The sequence below is a fragment of the Micromonospora sp. NPDC004540 genome, from assembly GCF_040610095.1.
In the GTDB taxonomy this organism is placed as follows: domain Bacteria; phylum Actinomycetota; class Actinomycetes; order Mycobacteriales; family Micromonosporaceae; genus Micromonospora.
In genome coordinates, this window is record NZ_JBEXLR010000055.1 from 19298 (window position 1) to 39463 (window position 20166).

19 protein-coding genes are annotated in these 20166 nt (G+C 75.1%); 10 read left to right on the top strand and 9 right to left on the bottom strand.

Features of this window, described 5'->3' with window-relative positions:
* Nucleotides 1-4: 4 nt before the first annotated feature.
* Nucleotides 5-211: a hypothetical protein gene (locus ABZV78_RS19125; RefSeq protein ID WP_355640257.1), complete on the bottom strand. Its 207-nt coding sequence runs from the start codon at nucleotides 209-211 to the stop codon at nucleotides 5-7.
* Nucleotides 212-266: 55 nt separating this feature from the next.
* On the opposite strand from ABZV78_RS19125, the gene ABZV78_RS19130 reads away from it, so the two are divergent.
* On the top strand, nucleotides 267-1031 hold the full coding sequence (locus ABZV78_RS19130) for a hypothetical protein (protein ID WP_355640259.1): 765 nt from the start codon (nucleotides 267-269) through the stop codon (nucleotides 1029-1031).
* Nucleotides 1028-2254 (top strand): FAD-binding protein, encoded by a 1227-nt coding sequence (locus ABZV78_RS19135; protein ID WP_355640261.1) that lies wholly within the window; start codon nucleotides 1028-1030, stop codon nucleotides 2252-2254. Before ABZV78_RS19130 ends, ABZV78_RS19135 begins: the two co-directional genes overlap by 4 nt.
* Nucleotides 2255-2320: 66 nt before the next feature.
* On the opposite strand, the gene ABZV78_RS19140 is transcribed toward ABZV78_RS19135, so the two are convergent.
* Entirely contained in the window at nucleotides 2321-3463 is a 1143-nt protein-coding gene (locus tag ABZV78_RS19140; RefSeq protein ID WP_355640263.1) for a site-2 protease family protein, read from the bottom strand.
* An 82-nt stretch (nucleotides 3464-3545) separates the two neighbouring features.
* On the bottom strand, nucleotides 3546-4397 hold the full coding sequence (locus ABZV78_RS19145) for an alpha/beta fold hydrolase (protein WP_355640265.1): 852 nt from the start codon (nucleotides 4395-4397) through the stop codon (nucleotides 3546-3548).
* Between the two features lie 235 nt (nucleotides 4398-4632).
* Here ABZV78_RS19145 and ABZV78_RS19150 point away from each other — a divergent pair, with 235 nt between their 5' ends.
* From ABZV78_RS19150 to ABZV78_RS19165, 4 genes are read left to right on the top strand one after another with little or no spacing between them, the layout of a single operon-like run.
* The gene (locus ABZV78_RS19150; protein WP_355640267.1) at nucleotides 4633-5523 is read left to right on the top strand and encodes an ABC transporter ATP-binding protein; all 891 of its coding nucleotides are present in this window, start codon (nucleotides 4633-4635) and stop codon (nucleotides 5521-5523) included.
* A gap of 30 nt (nucleotides 5524-5553) precedes the next feature.
* Complete coding sequence (locus ABZV78_RS19155; RefSeq protein ID WP_355640269.1) at nucleotides 5554-6360, top strand: ABC transporter permease; 807 nt, start codon at nucleotides 5554-5556, stop codon at nucleotides 6358-6360.
* A gap of 29 nt (nucleotides 6361-6389) precedes the next feature.
* Nucleotides 6390-7535 (top strand): sensor histidine kinase, encoded by a 1146-nt coding sequence (locus ABZV78_RS19160; protein ID WP_355640271.1) that lies wholly within the window; start codon nucleotides 6390-6392, stop codon nucleotides 7533-7535.
* Nucleotides 7532-8155, top strand: coding sequence for a response regulator transcription factor (locus tag ABZV78_RS19165; RefSeq protein WP_355640273.1), 624 nt, complete (start codon nucleotides 7532-7534; stop codon nucleotides 8153-8155). The genes ABZV78_RS19160 and ABZV78_RS19165 overlap by 4 nt, the downstream gene beginning before the upstream one ends.
* A gap of 6 nt (nucleotides 8156-8161) precedes the next feature.
* Here the strand turns inward: ABZV78_RS19165 and ABZV78_RS19170 are convergent, their stop codons facing one another.
* A complete protein-coding gene (locus ABZV78_RS19170; RefSeq protein ID WP_355640275.1) occupies nucleotides 8162-9076 on the bottom strand; it encodes a L,D-transpeptidase in 915 nt (304 codons plus the stop codon).
* A 96-nt stretch (nucleotides 9077-9172) separates the two neighbouring features.
* Nucleotides 9173-10618, bottom strand: coding sequence for an alpha-amylase family protein (locus tag ABZV78_RS19175; protein WP_355640277.1), 1446 nt, complete (start codon nucleotides 10616-10618; stop codon nucleotides 9173-9175).
* 246 nt (nucleotides 10619-10864) lie between these two features.
* On the opposite strand from ABZV78_RS19175, the gene ABZV78_RS19180 reads away from it, so the two are divergent.
* Genes ABZV78_RS19180 through ABZV78_RS19195 form a run of 4 tightly spaced genes read left to right on the top strand, consistent with a single transcriptional unit; the run spans nucleotide 10865 to nucleotide 15404 of the window.
* The gene (locus ABZV78_RS19180; RefSeq protein ID WP_355640279.1) at nucleotides 10865-12457 is read left to right on the top strand and encodes a hypothetical protein; all 1593 of its coding nucleotides are present in this window, start codon (nucleotides 10865-10867) and stop codon (nucleotides 12455-12457) included.
* On the top strand, nucleotides 12454-13920 hold the full coding sequence (locus tag ABZV78_RS19185; RefSeq protein WP_355640281.1) for an NADH-ubiquinone oxidoreductase-F iron-sulfur binding region domain-containing protein: 1467 nt from the start codon (nucleotides 12454-12456) through the stop codon (nucleotides 13918-13920). The genes ABZV78_RS19180 and ABZV78_RS19185 overlap by 4 nt, the downstream gene beginning before the upstream one ends.
* A 21-nt stretch (nucleotides 13921-13941) precedes the next feature.
* Entirely contained in the window at nucleotides 13942-14529 is a 588-nt protein-coding gene (locus ABZV78_RS19190) for a redoxin domain-containing protein (RefSeq protein WP_355640283.1), read from the top strand.
* Nucleotides 14526-15404, top strand: coding sequence for a cytochrome c biogenesis CcdA family protein (locus ABZV78_RS19195; protein ID WP_355640285.1), 879 nt, complete (start codon nucleotides 14526-14528; stop codon nucleotides 15402-15404). The genes ABZV78_RS19190 and ABZV78_RS19195 overlap by 4 nt, the downstream gene beginning before the upstream one ends.
* Here the strand turns inward: ABZV78_RS19195 and serS are convergent.
* From serS to ABZV78_RS19215, 4 genes are all read right to left on the bottom strand, one after another.
* On the bottom strand, nucleotides 15388-16671 hold the full coding sequence (gene serS, locus ABZV78_RS19200) for a serine--tRNA ligase (protein ID WP_355640287.1): 1284 nt from the start codon (nucleotides 16669-16671) through the stop codon (nucleotides 15388-15390). The two genes, ABZV78_RS19195 and serS, sit on opposite strands and share 17 nt — an antisense overlap.
* A 441-nt stretch (nucleotides 16672-17112) precedes the next feature.
* Nucleotides 17113-18186 carry a MerR family transcriptional regulator gene (locus tag ABZV78_RS19205; protein WP_355640295.1) on the bottom strand — a complete coding sequence of 358 codons (1074 nt, stop codon included), beginning with the start codon at nucleotides 18184-18186 and terminating at the stop codon, nucleotides 17113-17115.
* A gap of 47 nt (nucleotides 18187-18233) precedes the next feature.
* On the bottom strand, nucleotides 18234-19409 hold the full coding sequence (locus ABZV78_RS19210; RefSeq protein WP_355640289.1) for a saccharopine dehydrogenase NADP-binding domain-containing protein: 1176 nt from the start codon (nucleotides 19407-19409) through the stop codon (nucleotides 18234-18236).
* Between the two features lie 53 nt (nucleotides 19410-19462).
* The gene (locus tag ABZV78_RS19215; RefSeq protein WP_355640291.1) at nucleotides 19463-19879 is read right to left on the bottom strand and encodes a hypothetical protein; all 417 of its coding nucleotides are present in this window, start codon (nucleotides 19877-19879) and stop codon (nucleotides 19463-19465) included.
* Between the last annotated feature and the right edge of the window lie 287 nt (nucleotides 19880-20166).

The window sequence follows — 20166 nt, forward strand, 5'->3', positions numbered from 1 at the left end:
CCACTCAGCGGGCGATCGACCGTTCCCCGGCGGTCCGGGGCGGCGGCCCGGGATGGGGAATCGGGTCGGGCTCGGGTTCGGGGGCCGGCGGCGGCGCCGGGGCCGTGGCGTACGCCGGCCCGGCTGGCTCGGGACCCACGCCGGTCGGGTCGATCTCCTCCTCCGACGGATGCACGTCGCCGCGGAGGGTCGGGTCGCGGTAGCTGCTCATGTCCACAGGGTTCCCTACCCGGTGGCGGGGCAACCACGCCTTGCGCGATTGGCGGATGATGCACCCGGACACCGGCGACGGGAACGGGGGGAACGACATGGAGCTGCACCGCAACCGAGGGGTCCTGCCGCTGGCCCTCGTCTGCGTGGCGGGCGGGGTGATGGTGCTCGCCGTCGCCGGCGACGGGCCGGTGCTGCGGATGCTGGTCGCCCTGGGGATCGTGGTGATCGGCGTCAAGGTGCTGGTCGGCGCGCTGCGGCCGTTCCGCTGCGTCCTCGGCCCCGAGGGGCTGGAGGTGCGCCGGCCGGGCCTGCGCGGGGCGTACCGCTGGGAGCAGTTCGCGGCGCTCGCCCTCGACGACGCGGGCCGGCTGGTCGGCGTGCCCGGGTCCGGGCTGCCGTCGGGCCTGCCGGTCACCGCCCGGCATCCGCGCGACGGCCGTCCCGCCGTGGAACTGCTCGACCTCACCCAGGTGCGGGAGAGTCCCGACGAGGTAACGGCGGCGCTGGCCCGGTACGCGGGCGACCGGTTCACCGACGCGCGCACCCGGCCGGCCGGCGCGGACCTCGCCTTCACCGTCGGGCTGCGCGGCTACGACATCCGCGAGGTCGACCGGCTGGTGCACCGGGCCCGGGAGGCGCTCGCCCGGGGCGGGCCGGCCGAGCGGCGGGCCGCCCGGACGGAGATCGAACAGGCCCGGGCCGCCGGGCTGCCGGTGGCGCTGCGCGGATACTCCACCACGCAGGTGGAGGCGGCGCTGGACGCGCTCTGCGCCGCGCTCGCGGAGGACGCCAGCACCGACCGGGAGGCCACCGCGTGACCGGCACCAACTGGGCGGGCAACGTCACCTGGTCGGCCCGGGCCCGCCACGAGCCCGCCACCCTGGACGAGCTGCGCCGGCTGGTGGCCGGAGCGGACCGGATCCGGGCGGTCGGCACCGGACACTCGTTCAACCGGCTCGGCGACACGACCGGCGAGCAGGTGTCGGTGGCCGGGCTGCCGCCGACCGTCGCGCTCGACCGCGACCGGGGCACCGTCACCGTCGCCGCCGGGCTGCGCTACGGCGACGTGGCCACCGCGCTCTACGCCGAGGGGTACGCGCTGGCGAACCTTGCCTCGCTGCCGCACATCTCGGTGGCCGGCGCGGTCGCCACCGCCACCCACGGCTCCGGGCCGACCCACGGCAACCTGGCCGCCGCCGTGGCCGCCCTGGAGCTGGTCACCGCCGAGGGTGACCTGCTCACCGTGGACCGCGCCGACCCCCGGTTCGCCGGGCTGGTGGTCCACCTCGGCGCGCTGGGCGTGGTCACCCGGCTCACCCTCGACGTGGTGCCCGCGTTCGAGGTGCGGCAGTACGTCCGGCTCGGCCTGCCCCGGGCGGCGCTGGACGACGCCCTCGACGCGGCCTACAGCGTGAGCGTCTTCACCGGCTGGCGGTCGCCCCGCTTCGACCAGGTGTGGCTCAAGCAGCGGGCCGACCAGCCGCCGCCCCCGGCCGACTGGCTGGACACCCGCGCCACCCACACGCCCCGCCACCCGGTGCCGGGGATGCCGGCGGAGAACTGCACCGTCCAGCTCGGCGCGCCCGGCCCGTGGCACGAGCGGCTGCCGCACTTCCGGCTCGGCTTCACCCCGAGCAGCGGCGACGAGCTCCAGTCCGAGTGGCACCTGGCCCGCTCGGACGCCGCGGCGGCGCTCGCCGCGCTCGACCCGGCGGCCGAGCGGATCGCCGCCGTGCTCCAGGTCTGCGAGCTGCGTACGGTGGCCGCCGACGGGTTGTGGCTGAGCCCGAACCACGAGCGGGACACCCTGGCCGTCCACTTCACCTGGGTCGGCGACCCGGCCGCCGTGGCACCGGTGCTGGCCGAGGTGGAGGAGCGGCTCGCCCCCTTCGTCCCGCGCCCGCACTGGGGCAAGCTCTTCACCCGCGACCCGGCCGCCGCCTACCCCCGCCACGACGACTTCCGCGCCCTGCTTCGGGAGTTCGACCCGGCCGGCAAGTTCCGCACCGCGTTGCTGGACCGTTACTTCCCTCGATACTGACGTACCAGCGAGTCGCCCGATCGCGGCCTGGATTCGGGCGCACCTGCGCGGCCTGCTGGGCGACGGCTAGGAGCGGCCGGCGGTCATCTGCTCGCGCATGCTGCCGCGCTGCACGGCGCGGCTGATGTCGCTGGGCGAGACGATCCCGACCAGCCGCTGATCGGTCACCACGAGGGCCCGCCCGTCGGCGCACTGGCTGAGCCGGGGGAGCAGGTCGTTGAGCTGCTCGTCCGGGTTGGCGAGCACCAGCTCGTCGGCCCGGCAGGAGACCTCGGCCAGGGTGGTCGAGGCGCGCCGGTCGGCCGGGATGCCGCGGACCCGGTCGAGGGTGACCAGGCCGATCGGCCGCCCCTCCTCGGTCAGTGGCAGCGCCGAGTGCCGGTAGGCGAAGAGGTAGTGGTCGACGAAGTCGGCGACGGTCATCTCCCCGGACGCGGTCTGCGGCTGCGGGGTCATCACCTCGCCGACCCGGATGCCGCGCAGCGCGCTGCCCATCCGCGCCTGGCGCTCCTCCATGCCGGCGGCGCCGATCAGGAACCAGCCGATGAGCGCCAGCCAGAGCCCGCCCACCCCGCTGCCGATCAGGAACTGCCAGAGCCCCAGCCCGATCAGCAGCGCGCCGAGGACCCAGCCGGCCCGGGCCGCCACCACCGACGCCTTCGTCCGGTCACCGGTGGCCTTCCACACCGCCGCCCGCAGCAGCCGGCCGCCGTCCAGCGGGGCGGCCGGCAGCACGTTGAAGATGGCCAGCAGCACGTTGATGCCGGCCAGCCAGGACAGCGAACCGAGCAGCAGGCCGTGCGCGCCGGTCAGGGCGAGCAGCACCGCTATCGCGCCGAAGAAGAGCCCGATGATCAGGCTGACCAACGGCCCCACTCCGGCGATGCGCAGCTCCGCGCCCGGGTCGCGGGCCTCGCCCTTCAGCTCCGAGACGCCACCGAAGAGCCAGAGCGTGATTCCCTCGACCTCGATGCCGTTGCGCTTGGCGACCACTGCGTGGGCCACCTCGTGGGCGAGCAGGCCGAGGAAGAAGACCACCGCGGCGGCCAGGCCGGCGGCCACGTACGCCACGGCCGAGTGGCCCGGGTACGCGCGGGGGAACTGGCTGGCGGACAGCGCCCAGGCGATCAGCACGAAGATGACCAGGACGCTCCAGTTGACCCCGACGGGTACACCCGCGATCCGGCCAAGCCGGAAGCTCGCCCTCATGGCCTCGTCATACCCCTACTCCGCGCACCCATGCCACCACGCGCCGTTGGTGGCGGGTCAGTTGGCGCAGCCTGCAGGCACCTCAGCGGCGGCCGGGGGCCGTGCTGACCACGGTCGGTGAGTATTCGTTGGCCGCCTCCACCGCCCACTCCAGCGCGAAGTCCGCCTCCGCCTCCCAGCCGGGCTCGCCACCGACGAAGTGCGACCGGCCCGGGAACTCCCGGTAGCTGGTGATCGCCGTCGAGCCCCGGTAGAGGTTGGCGTTGGACGACACCACGGAGGCCGGCACCACGTGGTCCTCGCCGCCGGCGGTCAGCAGCAACGGGGCGCGATCCTCCCGCTTGGTGTTCACCTTCGTGGCTGCGTCCGGGTTCAGGTTGGCGAAGGCCGCCTCGAACAGGACGTGACCGGCGCCCGGTACGGCGTACCGCTCCCAGGCCGCGTCCGACTGCTCCGGGCTGATGGTGTTGCCGAACGAGTACCGGAAGTCCTCGCGGGTGAACGGCACCGCGCGATTGCGGTTGGCCGGGTTGTGCAGGATCGAGTACGAGGAGCGCAACGTGGCGAGCGGCAGCTTCAGCACGCCCTTGATCTGGGCGGGGTGGATGGCGACCCCGGCGGCGCCGAGTCCCCGATCGACCAGCAGTTGCGTGATCAGGCCGCCGAACGAGTGCCCCATGATGATCGGCGGCCGGGGCAGCCCGCGGATGATCGCCGTGTAGTGGTCGACGATGCCGGTGATCCGCTGCGCGGCGATCGGCGTCGGATCCTCCCGCAGCCGCTCGACCTCGACGTCCATGCCCGGCCAGGCCGGGGTGAGCACCTTGAAACCGCGCGCCGCGTACCGGTCGACCCAGTGCTCCCAGCTGCGTGACGTCATCCAGAGGCCGTGGATCAGCACGATCGTGTCGACCCGTCCCGTCGGTGCGCCCATGTCCAGACCTCCCGCTGTCGCGACGGTTGAACGCGGGCGCTGGTTACCCGGCCCGGCCGCCCTCACTCCGAGCTGGGCCTGCTGGTGGTCACCGTGGCCGGCGCGTTCCTGCTTCCCCGCCGGGCCCGGGAGGGGGCCGGCGGCGGGCACTGAGGGCCGCCCCTGACAAATGTCACGGTCGGAAGATGACGCCCGCTCCGGGGACCGGACCGCCGGTCCCCGGAGCATCGTCGTCATGACCGACACCCCACCGGCCGTCGAGCTGGCCGGACTCACCAAGACCTTCGGCCCGGTGACCGCCGTCGACGGGCTCGACCTCCGGATCGCCCCGGGCGAGGTGGTGGCCTTCCTCGGCCCCAACGGCGCCGGCAAGACCACCACCGTGGACATGCTGCTCGGGCTGGCCCGCCCGGACGCCGGCACCGTCCGGCTCTTCGGCGGCACGCCCGCCGACGCCGTCCGGCTCGGCCGGGTCGCCGCCGTGATGCAGACCGGCGGCCTGCTCAAGGACCTCACCGTCGCCGAGACGGTACGGATGACCGCGCACTTCTACGGCCACACCCGGCCGGCGGCCGAGGTGCTGGAGCGGGCCGGCATCGCCGACATCGCCGACCGCCCGGTGGGCAAGTGCTCCGGCGGCCAGCAGCAGCGGCTGCGCTTCGCCCTGGCGCTGCTGCCCGACCCCGACCTCATGGTGCTCGACGAGCCGACCACCGGAATGGACGTCGAGGGGCGGCGGGACTTCTGGCAGGCCATCCGGGCCGACGCCCGCTCCGGCCGGACCGTCCTGTTCGCCACCCACTACCTCGACGAGGCCGACGCGTACGCCGACCGGATCGTGCTGATCCGCCAGGGTCGGGTGGTCGCCGACGGCACCACCGCCGAGATCAAGAACCTGGCGGCCGGCCGGGTCGTCCGGGCCACCCTGCCCGGCGCCGACCAGGCCGTGCTGGCGGCGCTGCCCGGCGTGCAGTCGGTCGAGGTGCGTGGCGACGCCGTGCTGGTGCACACCGAGGACTCCGACGTCGTCGCCCGGCACCTGCTGACCCGGACCGACGCCCGGGACCTGGAGATCACCTCGCGCAACCTCGAGGACGCCTTCCTCGCCCTGACCACCGCCGCCTGACCGCCGCCCGCGCCGAATCCGGAGCCTGAGATGACCGTCACCGCCCCGTCCGCCACCACCTCGTCCCCCCGGGCCGGGAGCCGCCGGCCCCCCGCCCTGGGCGGCTTCTCCGCCGCCGTGCTCGGCATCGAGATCCGCCGGGTGCTGCGCAACCGCCGCACGCTGCTGTTCATCCTCGTCATGCCGGCGGTGTTCTTCCTGCTGTTCGGCCTGCCGCAGCGCGGGCAGAACCTGGACAACGGCCTGCCGGTCACCGGCTGGATCATGATCAGCCTGGCCGTCTACGCGGCCATGGTCGCCACCACCAGCGCCGGCGCGGCGGTCGCCACCGAGCGGGCGCTGGGCTGGAGCCGCCAGCTGCGGCTCACCCCGCTGCGCCCGGCCGCGTACGTGGCCACGAAGGTGGCCACCGCGATGGTGCTCGGCCTGCTCGGCGTGCTGGTCGAGTTCACCGTCGGCGCCGCCTCCGGGGTCCGGATGCCGGCGCACGTCTGGGTCGAGTCCGGCCTGACCGCCTGGATCGGTTCCCTGGTCTTCGCCGCCCTCGGCCTCTTCGTCGGCTACCTCGCCCCGGCCGAGAACGTCATGCAGTTCATGGGCCCGGCGCTGGCCATCCTGGCCATGCTCGGCGGGCTGTTCGTCCCGCTCGACGTGCTGCCCCACGCGATGCAGCAGATCGCCAAGTTCACCCCGGTGTACGGCGTCGGCCAGCTCGCCCGGGCGCCGCTGACCGGCAACGGGCTGGACTGGGCGGCGGTCGGCAACGTGACCGCCTGGACCGCCTTCTTCGGCCTCGGCGCGGCCCGGCTGTTCCGCCGCGACACCACCCGCGTCTGACCCACGTCGGCGGGGCTAGCGTGTTCACGATGCACCTTCCGTGGGACCGGAACTATCTGGCGACCCGCCACTGGCGGGTCACCGGATGGCTGCTGGCCGCGGTCTGGCTCTTCTTCCTCAACATCCCGCTGCTCGCGGCCCTGCACCAGCCGGAGGTCTGGCGGCGGGTGCTGGGCGCGGGCACGCTGGTCGCCTTCGGCATCTGCTACGTCCTCGTCTTCCAGTGGGCCCGGGCCCACCGGCTGGCGCACCGGGCCATCCCGCTCGTCCCGGCCTGGGCGGCCGTGGCGGTGCTGGTCGGGCTCGGTCTCGCCGGCATCCCGGGCACCGGTGGCGACTGGCTGACCACCCTGGTCTTCGTCGCCGCGGCGGCGGTGTTCCTGCTGCCGACCCGGCAGGCGTTGGTGGTGGTGGCGCTGGCCGCGCTGACCCCGCCGGTGACGGCCGCGCTGGTGCCCGGCTGGGAGGCGGAGGGCACCGTGGTCTTCGCCGTGCTGCTCGCCTCGTTCGCCATGTTCGGGGTCACCCGGCTGACCCAGCGCAACGCCGAACTCCAGGGCGCCCAGCAGGAGATCCACCGGCTCGCGGTGGCCGAGGAGCGGGCCCGTACCGCGCGGGACCTCCACGACATCCTCGGGCACTCGCTGACCGTGGTGGCGGTCAAGGCGGAGCTGGCCGGGCGGCTGCTGGAGCTGGACCCGGCCCGGGCGGCCACCGAGATCGCCGACGTCGAGCGGCTGGCCCGGCAGGCCCTCGCCGACGTGCGGGGCACCGTCGGGGCGTACCGCGGGGTGAACCTGGCGACGGAGCTGGCCGGCGCCCGCTCGGCGCTGGCCGCCGCGGGCATCGCCGCCGACCTGCCGGAGACGGCGCCCTCGCTGCCGGCGGAGCGGGACGAGCTGTTCGGCTGGACGGTCCGCGAGGGGGTGACCAACGTGGTCCGGCACAGCGGCGCCCGGCGCTGCGAGATCCGGGTCGACCCCACGGCCGGGGAGATCCGCGACGCCGGCCGGGGGCCGGCCGGCGAGCCGGCGGCGGCCGGCCACGGCCTGGTGGGGCTCCGCGAGCGGGCCCGGCGGCTGGACGCCACGGTCACCGTCGGCCGCCCCCGTGGCGGGCGCGGCTTCCTGCTCCGGGTGACCCTGCCCGGCGCCGAACCGGGGGCGACCGGATGACCGAGCCGATCCGGCTGCTGCTCGCCGACGACCAGGCGCTGGTCCGGGGCGCGCTCGCCGCCCTGCTGTCCCTGGAGCCGGACCTGACCGTGGTGGCCGAGGTGGGGCGGGGCGACGAGGTGGTGCCGGCGGCGCTGCGCACCCGGCCCGACGTGGCCCTGCTCGACGTGGAGATGCCCGGGCTGGACGGGGTCGCGGCGGCGGCGGCGCTGCGGGCCGCGGTGCCCGGCTGCCGGGTGCTGGTGGTAACCACCTTCGGCCGGCCCGGCTACCTGCGCCGGGCCATGGAGGCGGGCGCGAACGGCTTCGTGGTCAAGGACACCCCGGCCCGGCAGCTCGCCGACGCGGTCCGCCGGGTGCACGCCGGGCTGCGGGTGGTCGACCCGACGCTCGCCGCGGAGACGCTGGCCACCGGGCCGAGCCCGCTCACCGAACGGGAGACCGAGGTGCTGCGCACCGCCCGGGGCGGCGGCACGGTGGCCGAGCTGGCGGCGACGCTGCACCTGTCCGAGGGGACGGTGCGCAACCATCTCTCCGCGGCGATCGGCAAGACCGGCGCCCGCAACCGGGCCGACGCGGTCCGGGTGGCCGAGGAGAACGGCTGGCTGCTCGGCGACTAGCCCGGCTCAGGCGGTGGCCGGCGGGCTGGCGAGCTGGTCCACCACCACGACCGCGGTGCCGGGCCGCAGGGCGGCGAGGAGCTGTCGCTGGCCGCTGCGGGTGAGCCGGATGCAGCCGTTGGTGACGTTCTGGCCGAGCGTGTCGTCGGTGTACCAGCTGTGCAGTCCGATGTGCGCGCCGCGCAGCCCGGTCGGCACCGCGCCGGGGTCGTCGGGGATCGCGCCGAGGGCGAAGATGTCCACCCCGCCGTAGACGTCCTGCGGGGGCGGGGTGCGGCCCAGGACGAAGGTGCGGCCGAGCGGCGTGGACTGGCCGGGCATGCCGAGGCTGACTTCCCAGGAACGCACGGCCCGGCCGTCCCGGTACCAGGTGAGCCGGTGCGGCCGGCGTTCCACCACGATCTGGTCGGGCAGCGTGACCGTGCGCCAGCCGCCGGCCGGCAGCCAGGCGATCCGCCGGTTGGCCGAGGGGAGCAGGACCGCGGTCCAGCCGACCCGGCGCTCGACGATCGGCACGGTCAGCTCGACGCCGCTGATGGTGGGGGCGAGGAAGGCCAGCGGCCGGCCGCCCGGCGCGTCGTACGCGGCCACGTTCCGGGTCGGCGTCAGCCCCTCGGCCAGCGGCCGGGTGTCGGCCGGACCCGGGTCGGCGGGGAACCCGCCGGGCGCCGGGTCGTAGGTGACCACCGGCAGGTCGTCCGGGGCGGGCGCGGCGGTCGGCACGGACTCCTCGGGGGACGGGCTCGGCTCGTCCGGGGCGGGTGGCAGCGCCGCCGTGGGGGCGCCGGCGACCGGCGCCGGGGCCGGGCCGCCGGTGAGGGTCCGCCCGACCAGCAGCGCGGCCGCCAGCAGCACCGGTACGCCGACCGCGGCGAGCAGCCAGCCGAACGTCCACCGCGAGAACAATCGGTCAAACAGCACGATCCGTACTGTAATCGGGCGGAAGGTCCCCCGCGCCGCGAAACGGCGGTGCGGGGGACCCGCGAGTTCGGCGGGGTGGCCGGGTCGCGCCCCAGGTCAGGGCAGCTTCGCGCCGAGGTGGATGGCGATCGCGTCGTGCGCGTTGACGGTCGCGGCGAACCAGCCGTTCGAGTCCACGGTGACCACCGGACCGCTGCACGAGCCGTTGCCGAAGTCGCCGTGGATGACGTCGCAGTAGCGGCCGGCCGGCAGGCCGGTGTAGTAGGACCGGCCGGTGATGGCGAAGTCCTCGTCGTTGATGGTGAGGTAGCCCTTGCCGGCCCGGCTGAACGCGATGTGCTGCCACCCGTTGTCGTACCAGTTGGCGACGCCGGCGCCCTGGGTGGCGTTGGCGAACCCGACCATGTTGGCGATCACCCGCCAGCGGTGCTCGCACTCCCAGCCCGAGTAACAGGTGGTGTTCGACGTCTTGTTGCTGGCGTCCGAGGGCGGCCCCTGGTCCTTGTTGCTGAACGTGTAACTCGACATCACCGCTGGGGTGCCGTACGGCCAGGCGAGCATGAACGCGTTCGCGAGGGCGTACTCGCCGCGGTCGCGGTAGGTCAGCACACCGCCGTCGCGCTGGGTGTCGTGGTTGTCGGTGAAGACCACCGCCGAGCCGCCGGGCAGGTAGCCCCAGGACTCGCCGAAGTTCCGCAGGTACGCCAGCCGCTCGCTGTTGAACATCCGGGCCAGGTCCTTGCCGTACCGGAACTCGTGCACGTCGCCGTTGCCGGTGTACTCGGTCGGCTGGATCGGCTCGCCGGCGCCGTAGATGACCTCCTGCACGAGGTACGCCGAGCGGGACAGCTTGCCCTTGACGGCGGCGATGTCGGCGGCCGGCATGTGCTTGCTGGCGTCCAGCCGGAAGCCGTCGACGCCGAGCGAGAGCAGGTCGTTGAGGTACGTGGCGAGCCGGGTGCGCACGTAGTCCGACTCGGTCTTCAGGTCGGCGAGGTTGACCAGCTCGCAGTTCTGCACCTCGTACCGGTCGCCGTAGTTGACGATGTCGTTGTTGCCGTTGCGGCCGCAGTAGTGGAAGTCCTGCGAGCCGTAGGTGCCCGGGTAGTCGTAGTGGCCGTAGGTGCTGCCGGCCCAGCCGGTGCCCCCGTTGTCCTGGCCGGACATGTGGTTGACCACGGCGTCGACGATCACCTTCACGCCGGCGTTGTGGCACGTGTTCACCATCGACTGGAACTGGGCGCGGGTGCCCTTGCGGGACTCGATCCGGTAGCTGACCGGCTGGTAGGCCACCCACCACTGGTTGCCCTTGACGTGCTCCTGCGGCGGGCTCACCTGGACGTAGCCGTAGCCCTTCGGGCCGAGCACGGTGGTGCACTCGTTGGCCACCGAGGTCCAGTTCCACTCGAAGAGTTGGACGATGACCTTCTTGCTGCCGGGGGTGGAGGCGGCGGCCGGGGGAGCCGCCACGGTGGTCGGGACGAGCAGGCTGGCGACCAGGCCCAGGGCGAGGGCCGCCGAGCGGCATCGACGTCGATGCATCGGGACTCCTGAGGGGGTGCGGCGCGGGGGAAGGATCAGTGCCGACTTCTTGCAAGTCGGGCTGAAATTTTCGGCAAGGTTACAAGCGTGTTGCAAGACCTGTCAACGCATGGACATATGTCGTTGCGAAACGCGTTACACGCGCCCCGGGGCCGGACGGTTCGACGGACCGGCCGAGAAATTCGCCACCGGAGGTGATCCGCCCGTGCCGTCCGTCCGTACTGGAGGAGGGAGCAGGGTCGGCCGGTGGGGCGCCGCCGCGAGACGATCGAGGAGCAGATGGCCCGGGCAGAGCAGAACGAGAAGGCGACGACCGTCCGGACCACCAGCACCAGCCGAGGTGCCCGGACCATGTCGAGGTCCGCGATGGTGGCGCTCGCCGCGTCCGCGCTCGCCGTCGCGTGGGCCGGCCTGGAACTGGCCGGCGCCGGCACCGTCATGTACTCGTACGGATTCTTCTTCACCGAGTTCTTCGCCGGGGTGGTCGCCCTGGTCTCGCTCAGCCTCACCGTGATGCTGGGTCTGCTCGCCACCGACCGGCTGGTGCTGCTCATCCGGCACCGGGTGCTGCTCCAGTCGGCGCACCGGGCCACCGGCATCCTCGGCGTGGCCGGGCTGGTCTTCCACGTGATCACCAAGATCTCGACCGGCCGGGCCGGGCCGACCGACGCGGTGGTGCCGTTCCTCGGCGGCCGGGGCCTCTACGTCGGGCTGGGCACCGTCGCCGCGCTGCTGATGGTCGGCGTGCTCTGGACCGGCATCGTCCGGGTCCGGTTCGCCGGTGCCGGTCCGAGGTGGATGTGGCGGGCGCTGCACTCGATGGCGTACGTCTCCTGGCCGTTCGCGCTGCTGCACGGGCTCAACGCCGGCCGGGCGGCGAAGACCTGGGTGGTGCTGAGCTACCTGGCCTGCGTGCTGCTGGTGGTGGTGGCGCTGCTGGTCCGGCTCTCCGTCCACCTCGGCCGGCGCACCCGGGAGCAGCACCAGGCCGCCGCGCTCAACAAGGCGATGGCCGGCAAGGGGGAGGAGCGCACGGGCGTGTTCGCCGGCCTGACCCGGCGCCGGGCCGCTGGCAAGGAGGAGAGCCGCCGGGGTCGGGAGGGCGGCTGGGCGGAGGCCACCGCCACCTGGACCGCGCCGGCCGGCACCGCCCGGCGCCGCGATCCCGAGCGGTTCGCCGTACCCGTCGTGCCGGAGCCCGGGACGCTGCGCTCGCCGGTCCGCGCGGCGGCCGCCCGGCGGCGCGACGATCGGGTGGCCCGGCGCGAGGAGCGCGAGGCGGTGGCCCGGCGGCGGGACGAGGATCGGGCCTCCCGGCGCTACCGGGACGAGGAGGAGCGGACCGCCCGCCGGTCCCGCGCCGAGGAGGCCGCCGCCCGCTACTCGGCCCCACCCGAGGGTGGGGGCCGGCACTCGGCCCCGCCGGACACCGGCACCCGCTACTCCACCCCGGCGGAGGTCGCCCGCTACTCGGCCCCGCCGCGCCGGACCGACGAGCCGGAGGAGCCGTGGGACAGCCCGCGTCGATGGGAGCCGGTCTCCGGCGAGCCGATCTCGGCCGGCCCGATCTCCGGCGGCCCGATCTCGTCGGCGCCGCGCAGCGGCAGCGGCCGGCACAGCGTCGAGGAGGCCGTGCCGGAGGAGCCGGACTACTGGCGCCCGCCGGCCCGCTACGCCGCCGACGACGCCTTCGTCGACGACACCCCGACCCTGGTCGACCTCGCCTCCCGGCGGGCCATGCGGGCCTCCGGCGAGACCCGGTCGAGCCGGCGCAAGCGGGCCAACGCGGACGCGGTGGACGGGGCGTACTGGGCCGGGCTGCGGGGTGAGGCCCGGTGATGCGGACGACCGTGCCGCCGGTGGCCTGCGTCGGCGAGCCCCGGCTCACCGCCGGCTTCGCCGAGTTCGGCCGGCTCGACCTGCTGGCCCACGAGGAGGTGCACGGCCCTATCGGGCCGGTGGAGCCGGGCGCCCTGCTCCGGCTCGCCGAGGCGATCGACCTCAAGGGCAAGGGCGGGGCCGGCTTCCCGTTCGCCCGCAAGCTGCGCGCCGTGCTGGAGTCCTGCGAGCGGCAGGACCTGGCCGCCGTGGTGGTGGTCAACGCCACCGAGGGGGAGCCGGCGAGCTGGAAGGACAAGGTGCTGCTCACCCGGGCCCCGCACCTCGTCCTGGACGGCGCCGCGCTGGCCGCGTACGCGCTGGACGCCGAGGAGATCGTGATCGGGGTGGCCGACGACGACGTGGGCCGGCCCTCGCTCACCGAGGCGTTGCAGGAGCGGCGGATGCCGGTGCCGACCACCATCGTCACGGTGCCGCACCGGTTCATCTCCGGCGAGGGCGGCGCCCTGGTCAACGGGATCAACGGGTTGCCGCACATCCCGCCGGGCACCAAGAAGCGGTCCAGCGACTCCGGGGTGAACGGCCTGCCCACCCTGCTCTCCAACGCCGAGACGTACGCCCAACTCGCGGTCGCCGCCCGGATCGGCCCGTACGAGTACGCCGCGCTCGGCACCGACGACGAACCGGGCAGCGTGCTGCTCACCGTCAGCGGGGCGGCCAAGCGGCCGGCCGTGGTGGAGTGTGCGGCCGGCACCCCGCTGCGGGAGATCCTGGAGCTCTGCGAGGTGCCCGACGGGCCGGGCATCCTGATGGGCGGCTACCACGGCAAGTGGATCACCCCGGAGGCGGCGGCGCGGGCCGAGGTCTCCCGCAAGGGGCTCGCCGCGGTCGGCGGCACCCTCGGCGCCGGCATCATCGTCCCGCTGGCCCGGGACACCTGCCCGCTCGGCGAGGCCGCCCAGGTGGTCCGCTACCTGGCCGGCGAGTCGGCCGGGCAGTGCGGCCCGTGCAAGATGGGCCTGCCCGACCTGGCCCGCGCCGTCGACCTGGCCGTCTCCGGCAGCGCCCCGATCGAGGTGGTCCGCGCGGCGGCCGGCGACGTCAAGGGGCGCGGCGCGTGCAGCCACCCCGACGGCACCGCCCGCTTCGCGCTCTCCGCCATGGAGGTGTTCGCCGAGGACCTGCGGCTGCACGCCACCGGCGAGGGCTGTGGCAAGCGGGTCAAGGGCATGATGGGGCTGCCCGGCGCGCCCGACGGCAACCCGCAGAAGCTCACCCTCGACTGGTCCCGCTGCGACGGGCACGGGCTCTGCGCCCACGTGGTGCCGGACTTCATCCGGCTCGACGGCAACGGTTACCCCGCCTTCCCCGCCACCCCGGTGCCGACCTGGCTGCGGGAGGGCGCGCTCAAGGCGGTCAAGGTCTGTCCCGAACTCGCGCTCCGGCTGGTCAGGGCCGAGTAGCCGAATCACGAGGAGACGCGGATGCCCCCACGTACCGCCCGTCTGGTCACCGCCGCCGTGCTGGCCGCCACGCTGCCCGGCGCGGTGTCCTGCGCGGTCGGGCCGGAGCGGGCCACCCCGGTCGGCGCCGTCGCCGCCGCGTCGCCCGCCGCCGGGTCCGCGTCCCCGGCCGCCCCGGCCGCCCCGGTGGTCCCGGCCCGGGTGCCGGAGACCCTGTCGTTCACCGCGAAGACCCTGGACGGTACGGCGTTCTCCGCCGCCGCCCTGGCCGGGAAGCCGGTGGTGCTCTGGTTCTGGGCGCCCTGGTGCGCCACCTGCGCCAGCCAGGCGTGGACGGTCGCCGAGATCGCCCCGAAATACCGGGACACCGTGCCGATCGTCGGCGTCGCCGGGCTGGGCGAGCAGCGGGCCATGAAGGAGTTCGTCACCGAGTTCGACCTGGCCGGCACCCCACAGCTCGACGACCGGTCCGGCGCGCTGTGGCGCCGGTTCGAGGTGGTCGAGCAGAGCACCTTCGTCATCGTGGACCGGAACGGCCGGGTGGTCCACCAGGGCTTCCTGGACGGTGAGTCGCTGACCCGGCAGGTCGACGCGCTGGCCCGGGGATGACCGGCGGCCTGCTGCTCGCGCTCACCGCGGGCATGCTCGCCGCGGTCAACCCGTGCGGCTTCGCCATGCTGCCCGCGTACCTCTCGCTTCTGGTCGCCGGCCCCGCCGACGGTCGCGGCGCGGTCGGCCGCGCGCTCACCGCCACGGCCGGGCTGACCCTCGGGTACGCGCTGGTCTTCGGCGCCTTCGGGCTGGCCGTCGCGCCGCTGGCGGACTGGCTGCGCCCCCGGTTGCCCTGGCTGACCGTGACCCTCGGCGTGCTGCTGGCGCTGGCCGGTTGCTGGCTGCTCGCCGGCCGGCGGCTGCCCACCCCGCGCCCGTTCGCCCGCGCGCCTCGGCTCGCCCGCACCTGGCCGTCCATGGCCCTGTTCGGGGCGGCGTACGCGCTGACCTCGCTGACCTGCTCCATCGCACCGTTCCTGGCGATCGTGGCGACCAGCCTGCGGGCCGGCTCGGCGGCGCGCGGGCTGGCGCTCTTCGGCGCGTACGCGATCGGGATGGGCCTGGTGGTCGGGGTGGCGGCGCTCGGCGTGGCGCTGCTGCGCGGCGGGCTGGTGGCCCGGTTGCGCGGCGCCGGCGCCCGGGTGCCCCGCCTGAGTGGCCTGGTGCTGCTGGTCGCCGGCGGCTACGTCGCCTGGTACGGCTGGTACGAGGTGCGGCTCGCCCGGGGCCGCCACGACGCCTTCGGCGACCCCGTCGTTCGAGCCGCCGCCCAGGTGCAGCAGGCCCTGGTCCACGCGCTCGACACGGCCGGCCCGGCGCTGCTCGCGGCCGTGCTGCTGCTGTTGCTGGCGGCCGGCCTGGTGCGCAGACGGCGGCGGGGGCCGGACGAACCGACCCCCGCCGCGCGTCAGGCGGTCAGCGGACCGGGGTGAGCCGGTCGGCGCCGAGCTTGTCGCGGAGCACCTCGGGCACCACGACCGAGCCGTCGGGCTGCTGGAACTGCTCCAGGATGGCCGGGAAGAGCCGGCTGGTGGCCAGCGCCGACCCGTTGAGGGTGTGCACGAACCGGGTCTGCTTGCCGCCCGGCTCCCGGTAGCGGATGGCCGCCCGGCGGGCCTGGTAGTCGCCGCCCCAGGAGACCGACGACACCTCCTTGTACTTGCCGGTGCTCGGCATCCAGACCTCGACGTCGAGGGTCTTCTTCATCGCGGCGCTGGAGTCGCCGGCCGCGAGCAGGCTGGTCTGGAAGTGCAGGCCCAGCTTCTCGACCAGGCCCTCGACGTGGCCGACCATGGCCTCCAGCGCGGTGCCCGCCTGCTCCGGCAGGGTGAACTGGAAGATCTCCACCTTGTTGAACTGGTGGCCGCGCACGGTGCCGCGCTCGTCGGAGTGCGAGCCGGCCGCCTCCCGCCGGTAGCACGGGGTGTAGGCGAACGCCTTCAGCGGCAGCTTCGCGGTCTCCAGGATCTCGTCCTGGAACGCGCCGAGGATCGCCGTCTCCGCGGTGGGCAGCAGGAACTGGCCGCGCGGGGCGGACTGCTTGTCCAGGTGGTAGACGTCGTCGTAGAACTTGGGGAACTGGCCGGCCGCGAAGCCGGCGCTGTCCAGCAGCAGGTGCGGCGGGAGCAGGAACTCGTAGCCGGCCTGGATGTTCTGCTCGATCAGCCAGTTGACCAGCGCCCACTCCAGCCGGGCGCCCAGGCCCGTGTACATCCAGAAGCCGGAGCCGCCGAGCTTCACCCCGCGCTCGTGGTCGACCAGACCGAGCGCCCGGCTCAGCTCCACGTGGTCGCGGACCTTCTCGACGGCCGGCGGCTCGCCGAAGGTGCGCACCACCCGGTTGGCCTCCTTGCCACCGGCGACCACGTCCTCGGCGGGCAGGTTGGGCAGCTCGCTCATGGTGCCGCGCAGCCGGGACTGCACCTCGTCGAGCTGGGACTCCAGCTCGGCGAGCTGCTTGCGCTCGGACTCCGCGACCGGCTCCGGCGTGGCGCCGGACCGCTTCGCCTCCGCGTACGCGCGCGCCTCGGCCTTGCGGCGCTGCCGCTCGGCGTCGATCTCCGTGATGAGGGCGCGGCGTTCCTGGTCGAGCCGCTGGATCTCGTCCAGCGCCCGGTTGACCTCGGCGGGATCCAGACGCTTCGCCAGCGCGGTCGCCACCGCCTCGCGATCCTTCCGGATCAACTCCATGTCGAGCATGCTGCTCCGTACGCCTCCGTCCAGGCAGTCAGGTGGGACCCCCAGATGCTACCGTCGCGGCCCGTTCCGCCCGCCCCGGCCCGTGCAGGCGGTCGCCGGATCGGTGGTCCGCTTCCCACCGGCGGTCACCGTCGGTGACAAGGCTGCGCCGGCGGCCGGGTGTGACGGTGAGTGACACGTGTCGAGGTGTCGGAACAGGCCGCGCTCGCCCGCCGTGGGGCGCAGGCAGCTGAGCTGCCGTTCTTCCCCCGCCCTCCGCGACCCCCGACACCACCCACCACCCGCTTTGCTCTGCAGCCACGGACGCACCGGTAGCGGTGCGTGCCCGCTGCGGTGATGGCTGCAGAGCAAAGGCGGTGGTGGGTGATGTCGGGGGTCGGCCGTGCGGTTGCTCAGCGTGACAGCCCGAGGGCCGGCCGGCCGGCCGGGAGCGGGTGCCGGTCAGAGGCGGACCGGCATGAGGATGGAGAAGGCGTCCCCGTCGTCGGGGCGGCGCACGGCCAGCGGGGCGATCGGCCCGTCCAGCTCCAGCACGAGCTGGCCCCGGCCGCCGGCGTCCAGGGCGTCGAGCAGGTACTCCCGGTTCACCCCCACCCGCAGGCCGTCCGGGGCGTCGGGCCCGAGCACGCGCAGCCCGCCCCGGTCGTCCAGGCCGAGCACGACCACCTCGTGGTCGACCCCCGCGTACTCCCGCAGTAGCACCGGCGCGCCCTCGGCGGTGAGCGCCCGCCGCAGCGCCGCCACGTCCACCGGGATCCGGTGGGTGGGCGGATCGCCGACCTGCCCGTGCAGGAGCCGCCGGTAGTCCGGGAAGTCGTACGGCAGCGCGGCGGCGGTCACCGGCCGGCCGGCCACCGCGATCTCGACCCGGTCCGGTGCCACGGTCAGGTGCGCCTCCGGAGTGATCCCGGCGCCGGTGTCGAGCAGGGCGCGCAGCTCGTCGACCGCGTCGACCGGCAGCAGCGCGCGGACGGGCGGGCCGTCGACCTTCCCGCCGGCCCGGGCCACGGCCAGCCGGTGCCGGTCGGTGGCGACCAGCCGGACGCCATCCGGCTCGACCTCCAGCAGCACGCCGGAGAGCACCGGCAGCTCCGGGTCGGCGCCGACGGCGAACCGGACGGCGTCCACGGCGGCGGCCAGGTCGGCGCGGCGCAGCACGAGTCGGGTCGTGGTCATGGGGGTCTCCTCCGGATCGATCAGGGTGCGGATCCGGGAGAGCTCACGGCGTGCGTCGGCGAGGCCGTCCTCCAGGCGGCGCAGGTGCGCGTCCAGCAGCCCGTGCACCACGGCCGGCCGGTGCCGGTGCCGTAGCGCCTCGGCGATCCCGGCCAGTGGCATGCCGACCCGGCGCAGCCCGGCGACGAGGCGGGCCGGGGCGACCTGGTCGTCGGTGTACCAGCGGTAGCCGGTCGCCGGGTCCACCAGCGCCGGCACCAGCACGCCGGACCGGTCGTAGAACCGCAGCGCGCTCACCGTCAGCCCACTGGCCCGGGCCAGCTCGCCGATGCTGCGCAGTTCGCTCTCCACGACGCCGCATCCTGGGCCCTCGACCCGGTCGAGGGTCAAGCGTCCAGCACCCGGAACGTGATCCCGGCCCGGACCAGCCGGTCGAGCAGGGCGTCGCCCATCGCGGTCACCGGGGTCACCTGCCCGGCGGTCGCGGGCAGGTCGTCGAAGGCCAGGCAGAGCGCGGACTCGGCGAGCATCTTGGCGGTCTCGTCGTAGCCGGGGTCGCCGCCGGCCACCTCGGTGCGCACCGTCCGGCCGCCGCCGGCGCCGACGAACCGGACCCGGAACCAGGACCTGGCCCGCTGCGCGGCGCTCGGCCCCTGCCCGGAGGAGAGCCGGCCGAGCAGCCAGCGCCGGGTCGGCGGCAGCTTCACGAGCCCGACCACGCCGGCCAGGCCCACCCCGGCCGCCAGCACGGTGGGCAGCCGCTTCACCGCGGCGAAGTGGCGGTAGCGGAAGTCCGGACCGTACTCGGGGCGGGCCGCCGCCGACCGGCGGACCACCTGCGGGTCGATGGTGGGCAGCGGCACCGCCCACTGCCCGAACTCCCTGACCCGGCCGACCCGGCCGGGCACCGCCCGGACCCGGCGGCCCTCCGGCCGCGGCTCGACCGCCTTGCGCGCCTTCGCGGCCCGGCTCATCTCCCCGGTGCGGGAGAACGCGGTCAGCGCCGAGTGGTACGTGCCGGCCGAGAACCGCCCGCCGGCCCGGACGTAACCGTCCACGGTGACCGGACCGTCCGCGGGCAGTTGCTTGACGGTGAACCAGGCGCCCAGGTCGTGCGGGATCGAGTCGAAGCCGCAGGCGTGCACCAGCCGCGCCCCGGTGCGCACCGCCTCGGCGTGGTGCCGCACGTACATGAGGTCGACGAACTCCGGCTCGCCGGTGATGTCGAGGTAGTCGGTGCCGGCGGCGGCGCAGGCGGCGACCAGCGGCTCGCCGTGGTGGATGTACGGGCCGACGGTGCTGGCGACCACCCGGGCGCTCTCCGCCACGGCGCGCAGTGACGCGGGGTCGGTGACGTCGGCGGTGAGCAGCGGCAGCTCGGCCAGGCCGGGGTCGATCGCGGCCAGCCGGTCGCGCACCGAGGCCAGCTTGTCCGGGTTGCGGCCGGCCAGCGCCCAGCGCAGCCCGTCCGGGGCGTGCCGGGCCAGATACTCGGCGGTCAGGCCGCCGGTGAACCCGGTGGCGCCGAACAGGACGAGGTCGTACGGGCGGTCGTCGCGCATCCGCCGAGTGTGCCACTCCCGGCCGCGCGGATCACGGGGCGAGGACCGCGCCGTCAGCCGGCCGCGCCGGGCCGGTCCAGCCGTGAGCGGTCCGCCCGCAGCACCTCCCCGGTCTCCAGGAGCTGTTTGGCCTCCCGCAGCACGTGGCGGAGAAACCGGCCGGGATCGTCACCGAGCAGGTGGGCGGCCAGCCCCGGCAGCGTCGACCCGCCGAGCAGGCGGGCCGCCAGTTCGGTGCCGCGACCGCCGGGGGCCGGGCGCGCGGACAGCTCCAACGCGCCGTCGAGCCGGCGCAGCGGCTCGGGCCAACGCCCGGACGGCAGCACCTCCTCGGGCGGGCCGGCCACCGTCACCACCTGCCAGCGTCCGGGTCGCGGGTCCTGTGCGGCCGTGAGCGGCCGGCGACGGCGCCGGCGGACGAGGACGCCCGCCGCCACGAGGGCTAGCCCGGGGCCCGCCAGCCGTCCCATCCGTGCCACCTGCCCCTCCCGTCGTCGCGGGGCCGCCGGGCGGCCGGGGTCCGTGCCGCCGGCCGCCCGCGTGCCTCCAGCGTGCGGCCCGGCCGGGTGACCCGGGCTCGCCCCGAAGGGGTGAACCGGCCCGAGCGGGGTAACCGCTGCGCGCACCGACCGGGGGAGGGGCCGCATGCCGGACGAGGCTGACCGCGTCGAGGTCGCCGCGACGCCGACCGACGTCACCGCGGCGACGGACGCCGCCGGCCCGCCGGATCCCGGCTCGGGCGGCGCGGCGGCGAGCA